The sequence below is a fragment of the Streptomyces puniciscabiei genome, assembly GCF_006715785.1.
In the GTDB taxonomy this organism is placed as follows: Bacteria; Actinomycetota; Actinomycetes; order Streptomycetales; family Streptomycetaceae; genus Streptomyces; species Streptomyces puniciscabiei.
Map to the genome: position 1 here is coordinate 1,066,672 of NZ_VFNX01000001.1, position 21,881 is coordinate 1,088,552.

Here is a 21,881-nt window from a genome sequence, read left to right on the forward strand (position 1 = left end):
TGGACCGACTGCCGGTCCAGGATAGGAGGGGCCCCTGGGGCGGGTGTGTCAGCCGGCGGCCGGCACCGCGACCGGCGGCGTCGGCCCCACATACCGCGCGACCGGACGGATGATCTTCGAGTCGGCCGCCTGTTCCAGGATGTTGGCGCTCCAGCCCACCACCCGCGCCGCGGCGAAGGTGGGGGTGAACATCTCCCGGGGCAGTCCGCAGAGTTCCATGACCACGCCGGCGTAGAACTCCACGTTGGTGTGGAGTTCACGGCCGGGCTTCAGCTCGGCGAGGATCGCCTCGACGCGGCGCTCGACCTCCACCGCGAAGTCGACGCGCGGACCGCCGAAGCCCTGGGCGATCTCCCGCAGCATCCGGGAACGGGGGTCCTCCGTGCGGTAGACGGCGTGTCCGAAGCCCATGATCCGGTCGCCGGCGAGCACCCGCTCGCGGATCCAGGGGTCGATCCGGTCCGGGGTGCCGATGGCCTCCAGGGTGTCCAGGGCCCGGCTGGGCGCGCCGCCGTGCAACGGCCCGGACAGGGCACCCACGGCTCCGGTCAGGCATGCGGCCACGTCGGCGCCGGTGGAGGCGATGACGCGGGCGGTGAAGGTTGATGCATTGAACCCATGATCAATGGTTGAGATCAGATACTGCTCGACCGCACGCGCCTGGCGCGGCTCGGGTTCCTCGCCGGTGAGCATGTACAGGTAGTTGGCCGCGTAGGGGAGGTCCTCCCGCGGCTCGACCGGGGCAAGTCCCTGACCGAGCCGGTACAGCGCGGTGAGCAGCGTGGGTACGGCCGCGCAGACGGCCAGGGTGTCGGCGCGACGCCGGTCGGCGTCGATGTCGTACACCGGTCGCAGCCCGCGCGCCGAGCCCAGCAGGGACAGGGCCGTGCGCAGTCCGGACAGCGGGCCGGAGAGGCGGCTCGCCGCGGCGATCACGGGCAGCGCCGCGCGGACCTCCTCGGGGAGCCGCCGCAGTGCCGCGGTTTCGGCGGCGAAGGCGGCGCCGCGCTGCGCGTCCGGGAGCGTGCCGTGGACCAGCAGGTGCCAGACGTCCTCGAAGCCGCGGGTCCGCGCCAGTTCCACGGCCGAGTACTGGCGGTAGTGGTAGAAGCCCTCGCGTCCCCTCACGTCGCCGATCTCGGTCTCGGCGACGACGACGCCGGCGAGACCGCGCGGTGCGTCGATGAGCGGGGTTGCGGTCCTGTTGATGGCCATGGTTCTCCTCCCTGGACTTGATCTGACTGTCCATGCTTGACTGCTCCTCTGTCAATATTGATTGAATCAACTCAGTCCGATCAACATGTGCAGAGGCGGCTACGGTGACCTCCATGCGCGATCACGAATCCGCTCCCGGCCGTGCCGGGCGCAGGCTGACCACCAGGGAGACCGCCGAACTGCTCGGCGTGAAGCCGGAGACGGTGTACGCGTACGTGAGCCGCGGCCTGCTCAGCAGCAGGCGCGAGCCCGGCGGCCGTGCCAGCACCTTCGAGGCCAAGGAGGTCGAGGCCCTGGCCCGGCGCCACCGCCGCGAGGCGGCCACCACGCCGGGCTCCGGCGCGGACCTGTCCGTCCGGACCCGCATCACGCTGATCGAGCAGGACCGGTACTACTTCCGCGGCGTGGACGCCGTCGAGCTGGCGCTGCGGCACTCCTACGAGGAGGTCGCGGAGTGGCTGTGGACGGCCCGGCTCACCCCGGGCGTCACCTTCTCCGCGCCCGGCCCCACCGTCGAGGTCGCACGCCGCGCGGTGAACGCGCTGTCCGAGCACGCCTCCCCCACCGACCGGCTGCGCGTGGCGGCCGTCGCCGCGGCGGCCGAGGACCCGCTGCGCTTCGACCTGTCCGAGGACGCCGTGCTGAACACCGCGCGGATCCTGATCCCCACGCTCGTCGCCGCGCTGCCGCCGGTCCGCCACGACCACAAGGACGACGGTCCGCTCGCCCACCGGCTCTGGGGCCGGCTGACCGGCCGTCCCGCCGACGAGGCGTCCCTGCGCGTCCTGGACACCGCGCTCGCGCTGCTCGCCGACCACGATCTGGCCGCCTCCACGCTCGCGGTCCGGGTCGCCGCCTCGGCCCGTGCGCATGCCTACGCGGCCGTCTCGGCCGGGCTCGGCGTCCTGGAGGGCCCACTGCACGGCGCCGCGAGCGGTGACGCCCACCGCATGCTGCTCGACGTGCTCGACCAGGGCACGGCGGTCCCGGTGATCGCAGGTGAACTGCGTGCAGGCCGCCGGGTCCCGGGGCTCGGCCACCGGCTGTACACCGGCGAGGACCCGCGCGCGAGCGTGCTGTTCGGCCTGCTGGAGCAGGTACCGCGCGCGGAGTCCGCCCTGCTCGCCGCCCGGGACATCGTCGCCACCACCGCCCGGCACACCCCGCTGCACGCCAACGTCGACCTGGCCCTGGCGGTGTTCACCGCGTCCAGCGGCATGCCCGCCACGGCCGGCGAGACGATCTTCGCCGTCGCGCGGACGGCGGGCTGGATCGCACACGCCCTGGAGGAGTACGGCGAGCGCCCGCTGCGCATGCGCCCGGTGGGCCACTACGTCGGTCCGCGGCCTCCGCAGCCCCTGCCGGAGTAGGCCGTCCCATGCCCGAGCAGGCCGTCCCCCTGCCGGAGCAGGACACTCCCATGGCCGGAAGTCGCCCCGCGGAGAGTCAGGTTAGGCTCACCTCTGTGAGTAGGTGCGCGACCGTCTCCCGGAGCCTCGACGAGCCCGTCTCCGGTACGGCGGCCACGGCGACGACGTGGCTGCTGCTGGAACAGCCCGGCCCGTGGGGTGCCAAGGCGCTGACTTCGAGCCATCTGGACCGCGCGCTGGGCCGGGCCCTGGAGGCGGCCGCCGGCGGAACCGGCGTCCGCATCGCGCTCATCCGCCGCCCGGGACGCCACGCCGACCCCGGCGGGCCCGCCGACCGGCAGGTGTACGCCGCGCACACCGTGCCGGGCCGCGTCTGGCTGCACAGCGCCACGATCCGTGATCCGCGGCGGCTCCTCGGGCTCGACTTCGCGGCCCTCGGGGCGGGTGACCACCGCTCCTTCGGTGCCGCGCTCGGGGGGCGGCCGCACCGCGGTGACCCGCTCGCCCTCGTGTGCACCAACGGCAAACGCGACCGCTGCTGCGCCCTCCTGGGCCGTCCCCTCGCCGCCGAACTGTCCGCCTCAGGGGTGCGCGGAGTGTGGGAGGTCACCCATCTGGGTGGACATCGCTTCTCGCCGACCGTACTCGTCCTGCCGTACGGCTACGCCTACGGCCGCGCCGGGGCGCACACCATCAAGGAGGCGCTGCACGGCGCTCAGGAGGGGCGCGTGGTGGTCGAGGGATGCCGCGGCTGCTCCGCCTGGGAACGGCCCGGCCAGGCGGCCGAACTGGCCGTCCGGTCGGTGGCGGGCGAGTACCGGGCGGGGCTGCTGAGCGTCGTACGGACCGACGGCGCGGCCCCGCGCTGGGAGGTCACCGTCGGGCACGCCGACGGCCGCCGCTGGCGGGTGACCGTGGCGCAGGGGGCGTCGCAGCCGCCCCGGCCGGAGAGCTGCGGCGCGGCTGTGCTGGGCACACCGGCCCGGATGGACGTCGTGGCGGTGCGCGAGCTGAGGCCGACGGCGCTGGCGAGCTGAGCGCTCCTCGCAGCGGCGACCGTCTCGTTCAAGAACTGGTCAAGAGATCCCCACCACACCCCCTGGGGCGCGTCGGGCCACCCCACGTACCTTCGGGGGTATGAGCCCCACTCCCCCCGCACGCCGTCTGCGCCTCGGTCTGCCGCGGCGGGTGTTCTCGCAGGTGCTGCTGATGCAGGTGGCGATCGCCGCGGGGGTCGCGGTGCTCGCGACCGGGCTGTTCCTGGCACCGCTGAGCAAGCAGCTGGACCAGGAGGCGGAACGGCGCGCGCTGGCCATCGCGCAGACGACGGCCCAGGACCCGCAGATCGCCGAGGGCGTGCTGACCACTCCGCCGACCCAGAACGGTCCGGTGCAGGAGGAGGCCGAGCGGATCCGGCGGGCCACGCACGCGGAGTACATCGTGGTGATGGACCGGCGGGGAATGCGCTGGTCGCACACCACCCTCTCGGAGATCGGCGAGCACGTCTCCACCGACCCCAAACCGGCCCTGACCGGTCATGAGGTCATGGAGATCGACAACGGCACCCTGGGCCGCTCCGCCCGCGGAAAGGTGCCCCTGTACGACACCCACCACCGCATCATCGGGGCGGTCTCGGTCGGTATCGCCTACGACAGCGTGCGGGCGCGGCTGATCAGCGCGATCCCGGGCCTGTTCGCATACGCCGGCGGCGCTCTCGCGGTGGGCGCGCTGGCCGCCTGGCTGATCTCCCGCCGGGTCCAGCGGCAGACCCGGGACCTGGCCTTCTCCGACATCTCGGCGCTGCTCGCGGAGCGTGAGGCGATGCTGCACGGCATCCGCGAGGGTGTGGTCGCCCTCGACCGCGGCGGCCGTGTCCGCCTGCTCAACGACGAGGCGCGGCGGCTGCTGGGCATCGGTGACGAGGCCGTCGGGCAGACCCCCGACGAGGCGCTCGGCGCGGGCCGTACGACGGACGTCCTGGCCGGCCGGGTGACGGGCACCGATCTGCTCACCGTGCGCGGCCAGCGGGTGCTGGTCGCCAACCGCATGCCCACCGACGACGGCGGCGCCGTGGCCACCCTGCGCGACCGCACCGAACTGGAGCGGCTGGGGCGTGAACTCGACTCCACGCGCGGGCTGATCGACGCCCTGCGCGCCCAGGACCACGAGCACGCCAACCGCATGCACACCGTGCTCGGACTGCTGGAGCTGGAGATGTACGACGACGCCGTGGAGTTCGTCGGCGAGGTGGTCGGCGACCACCGGGTCACCGCCGAGCAGGTCACCGAGAAGATCCAGGATCCCCTGCTCGCGGCGCTCCTGGTCGGCAAGGCGACCGTGGCGGCCGAGCGGGGCGTCGCGCTGTGGGTGTCGGAGCGCACCCGGCTGCCCGACCGGCTGATCGATCCGCGGGGTCTGGTCACGGTCGTGGGCAACCTGGTGGACAACGCCCTCGACGCGGTCGCCGGCACACTCCACGCGCGCGTGGAGGTCGAGTTGCGCACCGAGGGTCGTACGGTCGTCCTCAAGGTGTGCGACACGGGCCCCGGGATCCCTGCGGACCAGCGGGAGCTGGTCTTCACCGACGGCTGGTCCACCAAGAAGCCGCCCGCGCACGGCAAACGAGGCCTCGGGCTCTCGCTGGTGCGCCGGCTCGCCGAACGGCAGGGCGGGAGCGCGACGGTCGGCGAGGCGGACGGTGGCGGCGCGGAGTTCACCGTGGTCCTGCCGGAGGCGCTGACCGAGCCGGAGCTGGAACCCGCGGTGCTCGGGGAGTCGTCCGAGCCCGCTGCCGTCGCCGAGGAGGAGACGCGATGATCGAGGTCCTGGTCGTAGACGACGACACCCGCGTCGCCCGGGTCAACGCCGCGTACGTGGAGAAGGTGCCGGGATTCCATGTCGCCGGCGAGGCACACAGCGCCGCGGAGGCGCTCCGGCAGGTGGAGAGGCTGCCGCGGCTGGACCTCGTCCTCATGGACCACTACCTGCCCGACGACACCGGTCTCGCGGTCGTCCGGGAGATGCGCCGGCGCGGCCACCAGGCGGACGTGATCATGGTGACGGCGGCGCGGGACGTGTCGACCGTCCAGGCCGCGATGCGGCAGGGGGCGCTGCAGTACCTGGTGAAACCGTTCGCCTTCGCCGGTCTGCGCGCCAAGCTGGAGGCGTACGCGCAGTTGCGGCGCACCCTGGACGGCGGCGGCGAGGCCGAACAGGCGGAGGTGGACCGCATCTTCGGCGCCCTGTCCGCTCCCTCGGAGCCGGAGCTGCCCAAGGGGCACTCCCCGACGACCGCCGAGCTGGTGCGCCAGGCGCTGATGAACGCCGAAGGGCCGCTGTCCGCCCAGGAGATCGCCGAGCGCACCGGGGTCAGCCGGCAGACGGCCCAGCGGTATCTGAAGCTCCTGGAGCGCACCGGCCGGGCCCGGCTGACCCTCAGGTACGGCGACGCGGGCCGCCCGGAACACCGTTACGGGTGGGCGACCCGCGGCTGAGCGGACCTGTCTACTTGGCAGCGTCGACGAACTCGGTCGTGTACGTCCTGCTCAAGTCGACCTTGGCGTTCTTGATGTTGGGGTTGAACGCCTTGAGGACCTTCTCAACGGTCTCGGGGCCGCCCTGGGGCATCACGCCGTCGTCGGTGAACATCGGCAGGGTGCTCTTGATGGCCTGCGCGTAGAGCGCCTTGTTGCCCTGGGAGTAGTCGGCGGGCATCTTGGCGGCGATCTCGTCGGCGCTGTGCGTGGACATCCACTTGAGTGTCTTGACGAATGCGTTGACCAACTTCTGCACGGTGTCCTTGTGCCCGTTCACCCAGTCCGTCTGCATGTACAGACTTGACGACGGGTACGGCCCTCCGAGCGCCTTCTGCGAACCCTCGGGGGTGCGCATGTCGAGGAGGACCTTCCCGGCCTTCTTGTCGAGGATCGTGGCGACGGTCGGGTCCGTCGTCATACCGGCGTCGATCGAGCCCTGCTGCAACGCGGCGATGAAGGTCGGGCCCGCGCCCACGGCGACCGGGGTGACATCGCTGACCTTCAGACCGTTCTTGACCGCCAGGTACTTGGTGAGGAAGTCGGTCGAGGAACCGAGACCGGTGATACCGAGCTTCTTGCCCTTGAAGTCCTTCGGTGCCGTGATGTCCTTCGCCTGCTCGGCGGAGACGACCTCCACCTCGCCGGGCGCGTGCGAGAACTGCACGACGGACTCCACCGACTTGCCCTTCGTCTGCAGGTCGAGAGTGTGGTCGTAGAAGCCGACGGCGCCCTGGACCTGGCCGGAGACGAGCGCTGTCTCGGCCTGGACACCGGCGGGCTCACTGAGGAGTTCCACGTCGAGGCCCTCGGAGTCGAAGTAGCCGAGCCGCTGGGTCAGCATCGCCGGCAGATAGATGACCTTGTCCAGGCCACCGACCATGATCTTGACCTTCGTACCCTGGCCGTCGCCCTTGCTGCCGGCGTCGGCGGAGGTGCTGCTCGCCGCGTCATTGGCGCAGGCAGTGAGCGAGGAGAGGGCGAGCAGGCCGGAGGCGGCGAGGGAGACGTATCTGGCGGTCTTGCGCATGGCGGTTCACGTCCTTGGGAGAGGGCTGTACGGGGCAGGCGGGGACTTGGAGCGCCGGGCCTCGGGGCGGCGCTCGGTGGGCGGGCTCAGTCGGAGTGCGCCGGCTTCCACCGGAAGATGCGGCGCTCGGCGAAGGTCAGCAGGCCCTCGGCGGCGAGGGCGACGACGGCGAGGATGACCATCGCGGCGTAGACACCGGCGGCGTTGAAGGTGCCCTGGGACGCGGCGACGAGTAGGCCGATGCCCTTGGTGGCACCGATGTACTCGCCGACGATGGCGCCGATGAGGGCGAAGCCGAAGCTGACGTGGAGGCTGGTGAAGATCCAGGAGGTGGCCGACGGGATGACCACCTGAAGCGTCACCCGGCGATTGCTCGCGCCGAGGATCCGGGCGTTGGCGACCAGATTGCGGTCGACTTCGCGAGCGCCCTGGAAGGCGTTGAAGAACACCGGGAAGAACACCAGCACCACGGCCGACGCGACCTTGGAGGCGGGGCCCAGGCCGAACCAGATCAGAAAGACCGGGGCCAGCACGATCCTGGGGATGGAGTTGAGCACCTTGACGTACGGACCGAGGACGTCGGCGAGGAAGGCGATCCGCCCCAGAGCGATACCGAAGATCACACCGGCGACGACACCGATGACCCAGCCGAGCAGCGCTTCCTGCAGCGTGGCCCAGATCTGCTCGCCCAGCGAGCCCTGTGCCGTTCCGTGCATCACCCAGGTGCGGATCTGGTCCCAGATCCGCGAGGGCATCGAGAAGTTGAACGGGTCGATGATCTTGGCCCGGGACAGCCCTTCCCACAGGCCGAGCACGGCTACCAGGAGGAGCACCCGCGCAGCGGAGACGACCACCTTGCGCCTGCGGGCGGCCTGAGCGCGCGACTGGGCGCGCCCCGGGACCTTGGCCGTGTCGACGACCGGCGTGCTGATGACCTCAGGCGACATGAGCGGCACCCCTCTCGCGGGTGATGCGGACCTCTTCGCCGAGGGACTCCCAGATCTCGCGGTAGATCTCGATGAACCGCGGCTCGAGGCGTACCGACTCGACCTTGCGCGGCCGCGGCAGATCGATGTCGAAGACCTGCTTCACGGTCGCGGGGCCCGCGGTCATCACGACGACCTTGTCGGCGAGCGCGATGGACTCCTCCAGGTCATGGGTGACGAAGACGACCGAGGCGCCCGTGCCCTCCCACAGCTCCAGCAGCTCGTCCGACATCAGCGCGCGGGTCTGCACGTCCAGGGCCGAGAACGGCTCGTCCATCAGCAGGATCTCGGGGTCGTTGACGAAGGTGGCGGCGAGGGCGACGCGCTTGCGCTGACCGCCGGAGAGCTGGTGCGGGTAGCGGTCCTCGAAGGCGGCGAGGCCGACGCGGGCCAGCCACTCCCGGGCCTTCTCCCTGGCCTCGGCCTTCGGCACGCCCCGGAAGCGCGGGCCGGCCATGACGTTGGACAGGACCGTGCGCCACGGGAAGGTGGCGTCCTGCTGGAAGACGAAGCCGACCTTGTCTCCGACACCGCCGACCGGCTCGCCGGCCACCAGCACCTCACCCTCGGTGGGCTCCTCCAGGCCGCTGACCAGCGTCAGCGTGGTGGACTTTCCGCAGCCGGTCGGTCCTACGACGGCCACGAACTCGCCCCGCTCGACGGTGAGGTCCAGGCCGCGCACGGCCGTGTGCAGTCCCCCTGACGGGGTTCTGAAGGTCTTGCTCGCGCCCCGCAGCTCGATGGCGGGGCTGGTGTGTGCGCTCATGGCCCGGGACGGTAGGTGTGGCCCCGGCCACCGCAGGAGTCTTGTGAGCACAAGCCGTTCTTTTGCTCGCAAGAGCCTGTTGTGCTCTTTTTGCTCGCGCTACAACTGCGGAGCCGAAACACGGGCTTAACGCTCGTCGGCCTTGAAGGAGAGGCCTGATGATTGACGTCCTGGTCGTGGACGACGACTTCCGCGTCGCTGAGATAAACGCCAAGTACGTGGGAAAGGTTCCCGGCTTCCGGGTGACCGCCCGCGCGCACAGCGCCGCCCAGGCACTGGCCGCCGTCGAACGCGGCACCATCGACCTGGTCCTGCTCGACCACTACCTGCCGGACCAGACGGGTCTCGATCTCGTGCACCGCATGCGGGAGCAGGGTCACGGCACGGATGTCATCATGATCACCGCGGCAAGCGACGTGACGACCGTGCAGCAGGCGATGCGCCTGGGCGCCCTGCACTACCTGGTCAAACCGTTCACCTTCGCCGCCCTGCGGGCCCGCCTCGACTCCTATGCCGCGCTGCGTCGCACCGTGGACCGGGTCGGCGGCCACGGCCTGACCGGTCAGGAGCAGGTCGACCGGATCTTCGGGGCGCTGCGGGCGTCTCCCGCACCGTCCGCGCCCGGCCTGCCGAGCGGCCACTCGGAGCCGACGACCGATCTGATCTGCGGCGTCCTGCACCGCGCGGACCAGCCGTTGTCCGCCCACGAGGTGGCCGCGCGGACGGGCCTGAGCCGCTCCACGGCCCAGCGCTATCTCCGCCACCTCGAACAGGCCGGCCGGCTCCGGCTCTCCCTGAAGTACGGCGACACCGGCCGGCCTGAGCACCGCTACGCCTGGGTGGCGCCCTGAGGCAGCCGGGCCGGCGGCGGCCTGCCCAACCGGCTGAACGGTTCTGCCCGGCTACGCGGCGCCGGCGCCGGTCAGCGACCGGACCTCCGTCTCGGCGTACTTGGCCTCGTCGGCGACCTCGTCGGAGGTGATCGTGCCGAGCCAGCCGGCGAGGAAGCCGAGCGGGATGGAGACGATGCCGGGGTTCTGCAGCGGGAAGTACTGGAAGTCGACGTCCGGGAACAGTGAGGACGGGCTGCCGGAGACCACCGGGGAGAGCAGCACCAGTGCGAGCGCCGGGATCAGCCCGCCGTACACGGCCCACACCGCGCCGCGCGTGGTGAAGCCGCGCCAGAACAGCGAGTACAGCAGCACCGGAAGATTCGCCGACGCGGCGACGGCGAAGGCGAGGCCGACGAGGAAGGCGACGTTGAGGTCACGGGCCAGCAGCCCGAGCGCGATCGCCATGACACCGATGGCGACCGCCGCCCACCGCGCCACGGCCACCTCGCTGCGTGCCGTGCCGCGCGAGCGCCGCAGCGAGGCGTACAGGTCGTGCGCCACCGACGCCGACGAGGCGAGCGTGATGCCGGCCACCACGGCGAGGATCGTGGCGAAGGCGACGGCGGCTACGACCGCGAACAGAACCGTTCCGCCGGTGGAGCCCGCGCCGCCGCCCAGGTCGAGGGCGAGCAGCGGCACCGCCGTGTTCCCGGCCGCGTTCGAACCGCGCACCGCATCCGTCCCCACCACCGCGGCCGCACCGAAGCCGAGGACGATCGTCATCAGGTAGAAGCCGCCGATCAGCCCGATGGACCAGACCGCGGAACGGCGGGCGGCCCGCGCGGTGGGCACGGTGTAGAAGCGGGACAGGATGTGCGGCAGTCCCCCCGTGCCCAGCACGAGGGCGAGCCCCAGGCTGATGAAGTCCAGGCGGGCGGTCCATGTGCCGCCGTACTTCAGGCCAGGCGCCAGGAAGGCCCTTCCGTGACCGCTGCGGTCCGCGGCCGTGAGCAGCAGGCGGTCGACGTCGCCGTGGAAGCGGAGCAGGACGAGCACCGTCAGCGCGATCGTGCCGCTGAGCAGCAGCACCGCCTTCACGATCTGGATCCAGGTGGTGGCCCGCATCCCTCCCAACGACACATAGATCACCATGAGCGCGCCGACCCCGATGACCGCCCAGGCCTGCGCAGCCCCGCTCGTCCGCCCCAGCAGCAGCGCCACCAGACTGCCCGCGCCGACCATTTGCGCCACCAGATACAGGACGGACACGGTGACCGAGGAAGTTCCCGCGGCGATCCGCACCGGTCGCTCGCTCATCCGCGCGGCCACCACGTCGGCCAGGGTGAACCGCCCGCAGTTGCGCACGAGTTCGGCCACCAGGAACAGCACCACCAGCCAGGCCACCAGGAAGCCCACGACGTACAGCATCCCGTCGTACCCGTACAGCGCGATGAGCCCGGTGACGCCGAGGAAGGAGGCGGCCGACATGTAGTCACCGGCGATGGCAAAACCATTCTCCATGGGAGAGAACAGCCGCCCTCCGGCATAGAACTCCTCCGCCGAACCCTGCCGTCGACGGCTCACCCACGTCGTGATCCCGAGGGTGACGGCCACGAAACCGCTGAACAGCAGCAGTGCCAGCCTTTGATGATCAGCGGTCACGAGGCACCTCCCCGCGCTTCGCGGGCCAGTTCCTGGGTGTCCCAGCGCAGCTCCAGCGCCGCCCGGTCCCGGCGGAGCCGCGCATGCCGGGCGTAGGCCCAGGTCAGCAGGAACGTGGTGAGGAACTGCCCCAGCCCGGCCACCATGGCCACGTTCACCGCGCCCGTCACGGGCCGGGCCATGAGCCCGGGGGCGGCCGTGGCGGTGACCACGAAGCCCACGTACCAGGCGAGGAAGGCGGCGACTCCCGGCACGACGAACCTCCGGTATCTGGTGCGTACCTCCTGGAAGGCCGCGCTGCGCTGCACCTCGACGTACACATCGCGAGCGCGAACCGTCGCTCCGCTCAGCTCCCCGCGGGCCGACGGCACCACCGGCGCCGGCACACCGGTGCTGTCCAGCTCGCCCCAGCCGCAGGCCAGGGCGTCGTACCAGGGGTCTTCGTACGGCATGTCGCGGGAGGGCGCGCCGTGGTCCTGCGGGTTCTCGGCCGAACTCTCGGGACCGTCCCCAGCGCCATGGGCACGACCGTTGCTTGACTGCATGCCCAAGGATGGACAGATCGGGAAGTTCTCTGACTCTTCTTCCTCCGGCTCTTCACCCCATCAGGTGATTCACTGTGTGGGCGGCCGCACCAGCCCCTTGCTGTAGGCGTAACGCACCGCCTGTGCGCGGTCCTTGAGACCCGTTTTGGAGAACAGGTTGTTGATGTGTGTCTTCACGGTCGCGGTCGACACATGCAGCTTGCGGGCGATCTCCTGATTGCTCAGCCCATCGGCGATCAGCAGCAGCACCTCGGTCTCCCGCGCGGTCAGTCCGTCGGGCGGCTCCTCGACGGTCGCCGGCGGGACGGGCTCGGGCTGGGACAGCCGCTCCAGCAGCCGACGCTGGACACTGGGTGACAGACCCGCGTCCCCCGACAGGACGCTCTCCACGGCCCGCACGATCTCGTCACCGCCCGCGTCCTTGGTCAGATAGCCCCGGGCGCCGGCGCGCAACGCGGGGAACAGCGATTCGTCGTCCGCGTACGTGGTGAGCACCACGACCTGGGTCCCGGGGTACTGCGCCCGGATCCGCCGGGTGGCCTCCACGCCGTCGCAGCGGGGCATCCGGAGATCCATCAGGACGACGTCCGGTGCCAGTTCCCCGACCAGGCGCACCGCCTCCTCGCCGTCTCCCGCGGCACCCACGACCTCCACCCCCGGCAGCAGCCCGAGCAGCATCACGATGCCCTCCCGGACCACGGTCTGGTCGTCGGCGACCACCACCCGCGCGGGCTTCTTCTCCCCCTCCGTCTCCGTCATACAGGCACCTTCAGCGTCACCACGAACCCCTCCTCGTCCGGCCGCGCGTCCAGTGAGCCGCCCAGCAGCTCGGCCCGCTCGCGCATCCCCAGCAGACCGTACCCGGCTCCGGACTCGGAGAGTTCGCCCGGCCGCCCGCCCCAGTCCCGTACGTCCAGCGTCACTTCGCGCTCGCTGTAGTCGAGCCGCAGGTGCACCTGGGCGCCCTGCGCGTGCTTGCGGACGTTCGTCAGCGCCTCCTGGGCGACCCTGCGCACGGCCTGGGAAGCCTCGGCCGGCAGGGGCCTTCGCTCACCCGTCACAGTGACCTGCGCGCCGTCGGTCCCGCTGACGAGTTCACTCAGGAAGTCCTCCAGCGGGGTCAGCTCGCCCCGGAGTGCGGACAGGGCCTGCCGGGTCTCGGCGAGTCCGTCGCGGGCCATGCCCCGGGCGGCCACCACACGCTCCAGGATGCGTTCCTGGTCCGCGCCGCTCTCGATCAGCAGCCGGGCGGCCTCCAGATGCACCAGCTGCGCCGAGAGGCTGTGGGCCAGCACGTCGTGGATCTCCCGCGCGATACGGGCTCTCTCGGCCAGCGCCGCCGACTCCGCCTCGGCCGCCCGGGCGGCGCGCTCCTGGGCAAGCAGTTGCTGCGCGTGACCGCGGGCTTCGGCGTCCAGCCGCAGGACGTATCCGGCGAGGGCCATGCCCGCGACCGAGGCGGCCGTGGTCAGCCAGACGTCGTTGTTGAAGGCGGAGTACGCCGCCAGACCCACCGAGGTCACCGGAGCCGCGGCCGCGAGCGGCAGCCGCTCCAGGGCGCCGATGCCGCAGCCGCACCAGATCAGGAGTGCCGGTCCTCTGAACCCCGTGGCCTCACCGACGACCGCGATGCCCATGAGTGCGGCCATCAGCGCCAGGGAGGGCACCAGTCGGTGCTGGTAGGTGGTCCGGAAGAAGGCCCAGGCGAGCAGAGCGGTGGTGAGGACCCCGGCCATCGCGGCGAGTCCGCCCCAGAGGCCGATGTGCCTCTGGTGGTACGCCCCCCACAGGAGCATGCCGATCACCAGGCACCTGACGGACCAGGCGATCGCGCGCCGGGGCCGGGAGATTCCGTCGCGGCCGAGCGCCTCCCGTGACGGCCAGCATGTCCAGGCGTTCTCCTTCACGCGCGCTCCCTCCTGACCGACCGCATGCCGTCACCGTACGTCGGAGCGGGGTGGTTCCCGGTGCTGAGCGACTGCGCCCGCCAGACCAGGATTCCGCCGCGGACCAGCAGGGTGACGGCGAGAGCGCACATCAGGGCGGAGCTGTTCTGGTGCAGGCCGAGTACCGTGCCGAGTGCGTAGATGCCGATGCGGAGGGCTATGCCCACGATCCATACGGCAATGCTCGCCTTCGTGCTCTTGGTCCACACGACGCCGTCCGGTTCCGTCCAGATGCGGGTCGTCCAGGCCCAGCCGGCGCCGGTGGCCACACCGATGAGCAGCTCCACCGCGAGCAGCGCGGCGGATCCCGCACGGTGATGGGCGTCGAGGATGCCCGGCTCGCGCAGCGCGACGACGGCGAGGACCGCGGGGATCAGCCACCAGCGCCGGTCGGTGTTGATCGCGCGGGCGCGGAACTGCCGCGCGATCACTATGGCGGCGACGGCCACGATCACCAGCAGGTTGACGAGCCCGGACATCCAAGCCTCCGTGAGCGAGAAATTGTTGCCGGAAGCGGCTGCTGCCGACACCTACGAAGCTACGGAAAAGCGCAGGTCGGGAGATCGGAGCCGGGGTGGATCACGGGTGGAAACCTGGGGCGGCTGGTCTCCACCCACGGGTGTAGATCCGGCAGGTGCATCCACCGCTCCGCGGCGGGAGGCGGAGGTCGGTCGTGGCGGCTTTCAAGGCCGACCGACCGCGAGCGGCTCGGCTCCCGGCCGAGAGTGCTGGTGACCGGTGGGCGCGCATGCTGCTCACGACGGCTCCCCCTGCGGGCTGCGCTGCCGGGACCAGCCGCCGCCGTCACAGCCGTACGGCGGCCCGCCGCGTCCTGGCGGCGGACACCCCCTGACCGCCGCGTCCGGCCGGCGAAGGCGCTACATCCGCCATGCGGCGAAAAACCATCCGGCCATCGCCGAAGCCCGTCCGGACGGTCTCGGAGGACCGCCTGGCAGCGGCAGGAGGACCACCCGGCCCGCCGAAGAGGATCACCTGGCAGGCGCAAAGGAACCGGGCCCCGGATGCAGACCACCGCCCGCTCCGTCGGCCGCCCATCCCGTCGCCCGCCCCCGCCGCCGAAGTCAGCCGTCCTCGGACACCTCGGCCGACCGGCTCCGCCTTCCTCGGGCAAGCGCTGTCGGCCGAGGTCCGGCGCAGCGGCTACGCGTCGATGCGCGACCGGTCCAGCGTCGCCGCCGAGCTGGAGATGAACTCCTTGCGCGGCGCCACGTCGTTGCCCATCAGCAGGTCGAAGACCTGTTCGGCGGCCTCCAGGTCGGAGAGGTTGATCCGCCGCAGGGTGCGGTGACGGGGATCCATCGTGGTTTCGGCCAGCTGGTCGGCGTCCATCTCGCCCAGACCCTTGTAGCGCTGGATGGAGTCCTTGTACCGGATGCCCTTGCTCTGGAACTCCATGAGCTTGTCCCGCAGCTCGCGGTCGGAGTACGTGTAGACGTACTTGTCCTGGCCCTTCTTCGGCTGGACGATCTCGATGCGGTGCAGCGGCGGCACCGCGGCGAAGACCCGGCCGGCCTCGACCATCGGCCGCATGTAGCGCTGGAACAGCGTGAGCAGCAGGCAGCGGATGTGGGAGCCGTCCACGTCGGCGTCGGTCATCATGATGATCTTGCCGTAGCGGGCCTGGTCGATGTCGAAGGTGCGGCCCGAGCCCGCTCCTATGACCTGGATGATCGCGCCACACTCGGCGTTCTTCAGCATGTCGGTCACGGACGACCGCTGCACGTTGAGGATCTTGCCCCGGATCGGCAGCAGAGCCTGGAACTCGGAGTTCCGCGCCAGCTTGGCCGTACCGAGCGCGGAGTCGCCCTCGACGATGAACAGTTCGCTGCGGTCGACGTCGTCGCTGCGGCAGTCGGCGAGCTTCGCCGGCAGGGACGAGGACTCCAGGGCGGTCTTCCGGCGCTGGGCGTCCTTGTGCTGGCGGGCCGCGACGCGCGTACGGGCGGCGGCCACCACCTTCTCCATGACGACCCGGGCCTGTGCGGCGGCGTCCCGCTTCGTGCTGGTCAGGAACGCCTTCAGCTCCTTGGTGACCACGTTGTTCACGATGCGGCGGGCCGCCGAGGTGCCCAGGACCTCCTTGGTCTGGCCCTCGAACTGCGGCTCGGCCAGGCGGACGGTCACGACGGCGGTGAGGCCCTCGAGGGCGTCGTCCTTGACGATGTTGTCCTCGGCCACCCGCAGCAGCTTCTTGGCCCGCAGCACGTCGTTGAACACGCCCGTCAGGGACTGTTCGAAGCCGGAGACGTGGGTGCCGCCCTTGGGGGTGGCGATGATGTTGACGAAGGACCGGATGGTGGTGTCGTACCCGGTGCCCCAGCGCATCGCGACGTCCACGCCCAGTTCACGGGTGACCTCGGTGGGGGTCATCTGGCCGTGCTCGTCGAGGACGGGGACCGTCTCCTTGAAGGTGCCCTTGCCCGAGAAGCGGAGGACGTCGCAGACCGGCTTGTCGCCCGCCAGGTACTCGCAGAACTCGCTGATGCCGCCGTCGAAGCGGAAGGACTCCTCGCCCTTGCTGCCGCCCTCACCCAGGCCGAACTCGTCGCGGACGACGATCGTCAGGCCCGGCACGAGGAAGGCGGTCTGCCGAGCGCGCTGGTGCAGGTTGTCCAGGGAGAGCTTGGCGTCCTTGAGGAAGATCTGGCGGTCGGCCCAGTACCGCACGCGCGTGCCGGTGCGGGTCCTGGGGATCTTCTTGGTCTTGCGCAGGCCGCTCTTCGCCTCGAACTTGGCGTCGGCGCCCTCGCCCGCGAAGGCACCGGGCACGCCGCGCCGGAAGCTGATGGCGTGCGTGTGGCCGCCGCGGTCCACCTCGACGTCGAGCCGGGCGGAGAGGGCGTTGACCACGGACGCACCGACGCCGTGCAGACCACCCGAGGCGGCGTACGAGCCGCCGCCGAACTTGCCGCCGGCGTGCAGCTTGGTCATGACGACCTCGACGCCGGACAGGCCGGTCCTGGGCTCGACGTCCACGGGGATGCCGCGGCCGTTGTCGCGCACCTCCACTGAGCCGTCGTCGTGCAGGATCACCTCGATGCGGTCGCACACGCCCGCGAGGGCCTCGTCCACGGAGTTGTCGATGATCTCCCACAGGCAGTGCATCAGACCGCGGCTGTCGGTCGAGCCGATGTACATGCCCGGGCGCTTGCGCACGGCCTCGAGGCCCTCGAGGACGAGCAGGTGCCGCGCGGTGTAGTTGGAACCGTCCCGGTCTGCTCCTGCCAGCAGCGCTGTGGACGGCACGGACGTATCGGCGGTCACGCGGTTCGCTCCTCGCTGAATTTCAGTTGGCCCCCTACTGGGTAAGGGGACGGCTTCGGTCGCCGCACAGAGGGTACCGAGGCCTGGTAGAGCCGGTGTAACGCCACCCTCGTCGGGAACTCAGACTAGTCCAGGCTCGCATACACGTTCGATCCCTCGATGGAGTGAAGTACATATCACGTTCCCTTGGAGGCATGAACCATTTAGGCTCCGGGCACGTCCTCATGAACAACAGGCAACCCGGCCTGGAGGACCGAGACACAACACTGCGCGAAACCGTAAGCACCACAAGAGACGCACTACGGCACATTCGCCGCCAACCGGCAGCAGACAGCCGCCCCGGAAGATTTTTTCGAGGAAAAGCCACGAGCGGGAACGTTTTCGGGCTGGTTGGATGTTGACCCTGGTACGACAGCTCGTCGAGCTAGAGAAGAGGCGACGTGACTACTGTTCTGACCCCCGCGAGCCCGTTGACGGCCGCCGATCGCTGCGACCGCTGCGGCGCCCAGGCATACCTGCGCGTCGTCCTGCTCAGCGGCGGAGAGCTGCTCTTCTGCGCCCACCACGGTCGCAAGTTCGAGCCGGAACTCAAGAAGATCGCCGCTGAGATACAGGACGAGACGGAGCGGCTGACCTCCGTTCCGAACACCGCTTCCGAAGAAGAGCGCTGAATCTCGCACACACGACGAGCCAGCCCCGGCACAGGCCGGTGAACGGGCGGCCGCTCCCTCCAGGAGCGGCCGCCCGTGCTCATGCCCGCGCACGCGCCTCAGGAGCGCCCGTGGGGCTTCTCCTGGCCTGTGGCGGCCCCCAGGGCCCGTACGACCTCGGAGACGCGTGTATACACGCCAGGACTGCCCGCCCTGCCGCAGCCGCTCCCCCATGACACGAGCCCGATGAGCCGCCCTCCCGCCACCAGTGGGCCGCCGCTGTCCCCCTGGCAGGCGTCCGGGCCGCCCGCGGCCTCTCCGGCGCACAGCATGCTGCCGGCCTCGTACGCGCCGTCGCGACCGCTCGAGTAGGCGCGGGCGCAGAGGTCGTCGGGCAGCACGCGCAGGTGTGCGCCGTACAGCCTGTGCGCATAGGCGCCCCCGCCGGTCGTGTCGCCCCATCCGGAGACCAGGGCCTGTGTCCCGGGCGTGTAGGCCGGATCGCCCGCACCCGCCATGGCGACGACCGCGCTCTGCGGCAGCGGCTTGGCGAGGGTGAGTACGGCGAAGTCGCCGGCGTTGGTCTCGCTGTTGTACCCGGGATTGATCCGGGCGTCGCGTACGCCGATCTCCTGGCCCTCGCCCGAGAGCAGATCGGTGCGGCCCGCGATGACGCGGAAGTCGCGGACGCGGTTCGCAGGCGCCCCGAGGACGTCCTCGGTCAGGCAGTGGGCCGCGGTGAGCACCGCCGTCGGCGCGACCGCCACTCCGCCGCAGAACTGGCCCGCCCGCGTACCTCCGAACCGGTCACGGCTGGACAGGGCGACCGTCCACGGGGCCTGCGAGACATCGATCGGAAAGCCCCCGACCACCACGTTGCCGGCGGCCGCAGGAACCGCGCCCACCAGGGGTATGGCGGTGATGGCGGCGGCCAGGGCCAGCGGCCTGATCAGGGCCCGCGCAAAGGAACGACGCATGCACACTCCTCACTCTCGGGTGATGCCGGGACACCCAGAGTGATCCACTCGGCCGTCGCGCGCAGCACGAAGGCCCGGCCCTCACGAGGGGAGCCGGGCCTTCGCCGTCGTACGACCGCGACCTAGTCGAGGTAGTCGCGCAGCACCTGGGAACGCGACGGGTGGCGCAGCTTCGACATGGTCTTGGACTCGATCTGGCGGATGCGCTCACGCGTCACGCCGTACACCTTGCCGATCTCGTCGAGAGTCTTCGGCTGACCGTCGGTGAGGCCGAACCGCATGGAGACGACGCCGGCCTCGCGCTCGGACAGGGTGTCCAGAACCGAGTGCAGCTGTTCCTGCAGGAGCGTGAAGCTGACGGCGTCGGCGGGGACGACGGCCTCGGAGTCCTCGATGAGGTCACCGAACTCGCTGTCGCCGTCCTCACCCAGCGGGGTGTGCAGGGAGATGGGCTCGCGGCCGTACTTCTGGACCTCGATGACCTTCTCCGGGGTCATGTCGAGCTCCTTGGCCAGCTCCTCCGGGGTGGGCTCGCGGCCCAGGTCCTGGAGCATCTGGCGCTGCACGCGCGCGAGCTTGTTGATGACCTCGACCATGTGCACCGGGATGCGGATGGTGCGTGCCTGGTCGGCCATGGCGCGGGTGATGGCCTGACGGATCCACCAGGTGGCGTACGTGGAGAACTTGTAGCCCTTGGTGTAGTCGAACTTCTCGACCGCGCGGATCAGACCGAGGTTGCCCTCCTGGATGAGGTCCAGGAAGAGCATGCCGCGGCCGGTGTAGCGCTTGGCCAGGGAGACCACCAGACGGAGGTTGGCCTCCAGGAGGTGGTTCTTGGCGCGGCGGCCGTCCTCGGCGATGATCTCCAGCTCGCGCTTGAGCTTCGGCGCCAGCTTGTCGGCATTGGCCAGCTTGTCCTCGGCGAACAGACCCGCCTCGATGCGCTTGGCCAGCTCGACCTCCTGCTCGGCGTTGAGCAGGGGGACCTTGCCGATCTGCTTCAGGTAGTCCTTGACCGGGTCGGCGGTGGCGCCGGCCGCGGCGACCTGCTGCGCGGGCGCGTCGTCCTCGTCCTCGTCGGAGAGCACGAAGCCCGCGTTCTCGGCGCCTTCGGGCTCGTCGGCGACCTTGGTGTCCTCGAGAACCTCGTCCTCGAGAAGCTCGGCGTCGTCCTTCTTGGCCGTGGTCTTCTTGGCGGCCGTCTTCTTCGCGACGGTCTTCTTGGCGGCCGCCTTCTTGGCGGTCGTCGTCTTCTTGGCCGCGGCCTTCTTGGGTTCGGCTTCCTCGGCGGAATCGGCTGCGGCCGGAGCGATCGGCGCCGCGGGGGCGGCCGTGGTGGCGGTGGCCTTCCTCGTCGTGGTCACCGTCTTCGCCGCGACCGTCTTGGTGGCGGTGCGCTTCGCCGGGCTCTTCGCTGCGACGCTCTTGCGGGTGCGCTTGGGCTCTGCGGCACTGACCATCAGCGTCACACCCTCTTCCTCAAGAATCTGGTTGAGGCTGCGCAGTACGTTCTTCCACTGAGTGGCCGGAATCTGGTCAGCTTCGAAGGCCCGACGCACATCGTCGCCGGCGATCTGCCCCTCAGCCTTTCCCCGCTCAATGAGCGCCATGACAGAGACGGACTCGGCGATCTCCGGCGGGAGCGTACGGGATGTGCTGGCCGACACGAACAACCTCTCGGAACGTTGGAAAACGGCTTCCGGCACCGTCCACTGCGGACAGGAGCCGACCACCGGCCTGGGGATGGGCCGACGGCGCGGGCGGGGGCCGGGAAGATGCACAGCGCCTGTGATGGCGTCCGTATTCCCTCCGCGGCTGTCACCTCTTAGGTCATCGCGCTGTTTCCGCGAGCGTTACGCCCAATCTGCGTGGCCCGAGTCACACCCCGTAAGCGGTCAAAGGCGGTCAGACATGGGCAGAGGAGATCACCATTGTCGCCCTGACCGGTCGCGCCCATGCCCCCGGTGGCCCGTCCCGCCGCTGGACCCCGCCGGACCGCACTGGTCCGGCGGGGTCCAGCGGCGGCCGGCAACGAGCCCGGCGCCGCCACGAGCACCCCGAGGACGCCGCACACGGCGACCGCACCGTCCTGGCCGCGCGAGGTCAGTGCTCGCGCGGGGCGGGCACCACGCGCTCGACCTCGGGGTGGACCGTGAGCAGTTGACGCATGGCCGTCTCGGCGGCCGCGCCGTCGCCGGTGCCGAGGGCGTCGACGATCCGGGCGTGCTGCGCGAGCGACGCCTCGTTCGGCCGGTCGCAACCCGTGACCGGACCGCCCGAGACCTGCAGGGCCGCCGAGACGATCCCGGACAGGTGCTCCAGCATGCGGTTGCCGGCGATCTGGATGAGCAGCGCGTGGAACTCGTTGTCGGCGCGCGAGTACGTCAGCGCGTCGCCCTGTGCCATGGCGTGGCTCATGATCTCGACCATGTCACAGAGTCGCTGCTGTACGTCCTCCCGTCCGTGGCCGGCGGCGAGGCGGGCGGCCAGCGGCTCGATCGTCCAGCGCAGCTCGCTGAGCTCGCGGCGCTGGTCGTCGCGCTGGGGGCCGAACGCCCGCCACTCGATGATGTCCGGATCGAGCAGGTTCCAGTCACTGACGGGACGCACGCGCGTGCCGACGTTCGGGCGGGCGCTGACCAGGCCCTTGGCCTCGAGGACACGGAGGGACTCGCGGACGACGGTGCGGGAGACCTCGAAGCGCTGGCCGATCTCCTCGGGCACGAGCGGACGGTCCGCGCCCAGGTCTCCGGAGACGATCATCTGTCCCAGCTGCTGTACGAGTTGGCCGTGCAGGCCGCGTCCGCGGCTGCCCGCGGCGCGCCGGCCGACGCGGCCCAGGTCCGGGTCCGCGCCCTCCCAGGAGGGTGCTCCGACGCGATCGGCCACCTGGGGCTCTGCGTAGGGGTAGCGGTCGAGTTCGCCCGGGCCGGCCAGACCGGAGTCGGTGGAGCGGGCGGCGGTCATCATGGTGTGCGCAAGGGTACTCACGGATCCTTTGTCGGCGCCGCCTCCAACTCCCTTGAGGTCTTTGGTGAAAAGCACACGAAAGGGTGATCGCTCACCCCGTCGCAATTGACGCC

19 protein-coding genes are annotated in these 21,881 nt (G+C 70.8%); 6 read left to right on the forward strand and 13 right to left on the reverse strand.

The features are described 5' to 3' along the window. Nucleotides 1–48 precede the first annotated feature (48 nt). The gene (locus FB563_RS04775) at nt 49–1,215 is read right to left on the reverse strand and encodes a citrate synthase/methylcitrate synthase (RefSeq protein WP_055706123.1); all 1,167 of its coding nucleotides are present in this window, start codon (nt 1,213–1,215) and stop codon (nt 49–51) included. Nucleotides 1,216–1,328: 113 nt separating this feature from the next. Here FB563_RS04775 and FB563_RS04780 point away from each other — a divergent pair, with 113 nt between their 5' ends. The 4 genes from FB563_RS04780 to FB563_RS04795 all read left to right on the forward strand — a co-directional run bounded on the left by FB563_RS04780 (nt 1,329) and on the right by FB563_RS04795 (nt 6,079). Further along, a complete protein-coding gene (locus FB563_RS04780; RefSeq protein ID WP_055706122.1) occupies nt 1,329–2,585 on the forward strand; it encodes a citrate synthase in 1,257 nt (418 codons plus the stop codon). Between the two features lie 95 nt (nt 2,586–2,680). Beyond that, complete coding sequence (locus FB563_RS04785; protein WP_055706121.1) at nt 2,681–3,622, forward strand: sucrase ferredoxin; 942 nt, start codon at nt 2,681–2,683, stop codon at nt 3,620–3,622. Between the two features lie 100 nt (nt 3,623–3,722). Beyond that, nucleotides 3,723–5,402, forward strand: a complete 1,680-nt coding sequence (locus FB563_RS04790) for an ATP-binding protein (protein ID WP_199832810.1) — start codon at nt 3,723–3,725, stop codon at nt 5,400–5,402. Then, nucleotides 5,399–6,079, forward strand: coding sequence for a response regulator (locus tag FB563_RS04795; RefSeq protein WP_055706120.1), 681 nt, complete (start codon nt 5,399–5,401; stop codon nt 6,077–6,079). Before FB563_RS04790 ends, FB563_RS04795 begins: the two co-directional genes overlap by 4 nt. 10 nt (nt 6,080–6,089) lie before the next feature. On the opposite strand, the gene FB563_RS04800 is transcribed toward FB563_RS04795, so the two are convergent. The 3 genes from FB563_RS04800 to FB563_RS04810 form a co-directional block, all read right to left on the reverse strand. Then, nucleotides 6,090–7,148 carry an ABC transporter substrate-binding protein gene (locus FB563_RS04800; protein ID WP_055706119.1) on the reverse strand — a complete coding sequence of 353 codons (1,059 nt, stop codon included), beginning with the start codon at nt 7,146–7,148 and terminating at the stop codon, nt 6,090–6,092. Nucleotides 7,149–7,234: 86 nt separating this feature from the next. Continuing rightward, nucleotides 7,235–8,095 (reverse strand): ABC transporter permease, encoded by an 861-nt coding sequence (locus tag FB563_RS04805; RefSeq protein ID WP_055706131.1) that lies wholly within the window; start codon nt 8,093–8,095, stop codon nt 7,235–7,237. Then, nucleotides 8,085–8,900 carry an ABC transporter ATP-binding protein gene (locus FB563_RS04810; RefSeq protein WP_055706118.1) on the reverse strand — a complete coding sequence of 272 codons (816 nt, stop codon included), beginning with the start codon at nt 8,898–8,900 and terminating at the stop codon, nt 8,085–8,087. Before FB563_RS04810 ends, FB563_RS04805 begins: the two co-directional genes overlap by 11 nt. A gap of 158 nt (nt 8,901–9,058) precedes the next feature. Here FB563_RS04810 and FB563_RS04815 point away from each other — a divergent pair, with 158 nt between their 5' ends. Next, nucleotides 9,059–9,751, forward strand: coding sequence for a response regulator (locus FB563_RS04815; protein WP_055706117.1), 693 nt, complete (start codon nt 9,059–9,061; stop codon nt 9,749–9,751). Nucleotides 9,752–9,802: 51 nt separating this feature from the next. Here the strand turns inward: FB563_RS04815 and FB563_RS04820 are convergent, their stop codons facing one another. The 6 genes from FB563_RS04820 to FB563_RS04845 all read right to left on the reverse strand — a co-directional run bounded on the left by FB563_RS04820 (nt 9,803) and on the right by FB563_RS04845 (nt 17,171). Next, a complete protein-coding gene (locus FB563_RS04820; protein WP_055706116.1) occupies nt 9,803–11,395 on the reverse strand; it encodes a solute symporter family protein in 1,593 nt (530 codons plus the stop codon). Continuing rightward, complete coding sequence (locus FB563_RS04825) at nt 11,392–11,847, reverse strand: DUF485 domain-containing protein (RefSeq protein ID WP_055706115.1); 456 nt, start codon at nt 11,845–11,847, stop codon at nt 11,392–11,394. Before FB563_RS04825 ends, FB563_RS04820 begins: the two co-directional genes overlap by 4 nt. Nucleotides 11,848–12,009: 162 nt before the next feature. After that, nucleotides 12,010–12,699, reverse strand: a complete 690-nt coding sequence (locus tag FB563_RS04830; RefSeq protein WP_055706114.1) for a response regulator transcription factor — start codon at nt 12,697–12,699, stop codon at nt 12,010–12,012. After that, complete coding sequence (locus FB563_RS04835) at nt 12,696–13,847, reverse strand: sensor histidine kinase (protein ID WP_055706113.1); 1,152 nt, start codon at nt 13,845–13,847, stop codon at nt 12,696–12,698. Before FB563_RS04835 ends, FB563_RS04830 begins: the two co-directional genes overlap by 4 nt. Then, nucleotides 13,844–14,365, reverse strand: a complete 522-nt coding sequence (locus tag FB563_RS04840; RefSeq protein WP_055706112.1) for a CcdC protein domain-containing protein — start codon at nt 14,363–14,365, stop codon at nt 13,844–13,846. Before FB563_RS04840 ends, FB563_RS04835 begins: the two co-directional genes overlap by 4 nt. A 682-nt stretch (nt 14,366–15,047) precedes the next feature. Then, the gene (locus FB563_RS04845) at nt 15,048–17,171 is read right to left on the reverse strand and encodes a DNA gyrase/topoisomerase IV subunit B (protein ID WP_055706111.1); all 2,124 of its coding nucleotides are present in this window, start codon (nt 17,169–17,171) and stop codon (nt 15,048–15,050) included. 440 nt (nt 17,172–17,611) lie between these two features. Here FB563_RS04845 and FB563_RS04850 point away from each other — a divergent pair, with 440 nt between their 5' ends. Continuing rightward, entirely contained in the window at nt 17,612–17,842 is a 231-nt protein-coding gene (locus FB563_RS04850) for a DUF7455 domain-containing protein (RefSeq protein ID WP_030735014.1), read from the forward strand. 98 nt (nt 17,843–17,940) lie between these two features. On the opposite strand, the gene FB563_RS04855 is transcribed toward FB563_RS04850, so the two are convergent. From FB563_RS04855 to FB563_RS04865, 3 genes are all read right to left on the reverse strand, one after another. Next, entirely contained in the window at nt 17,941–18,798 is an 858-nt protein-coding gene (locus FB563_RS04855; RefSeq protein ID WP_055706110.1) for a serine protease, read from the reverse strand. A 122-nt stretch (nt 18,799–18,920) separates the two neighbouring features. Further along, on the reverse strand, nt 18,921–20,465 hold the full coding sequence (locus FB563_RS04860; protein ID WP_055706130.1) for an RNA polymerase sigma factor: 1,545 nt from the start codon (nt 20,463–20,465) through the stop codon (nt 18,921–18,923). A 436-nt stretch (nt 20,466–20,901) separates the two neighbouring features. Continuing rightward, entirely contained in the window at nt 20,902–21,789 is an 888-nt protein-coding gene (locus FB563_RS04865) for a FadR/GntR family transcriptional regulator (protein WP_055706109.1), read from the reverse strand. Nucleotides 21,790–21,881: the final 92 nt, after the last annotated feature.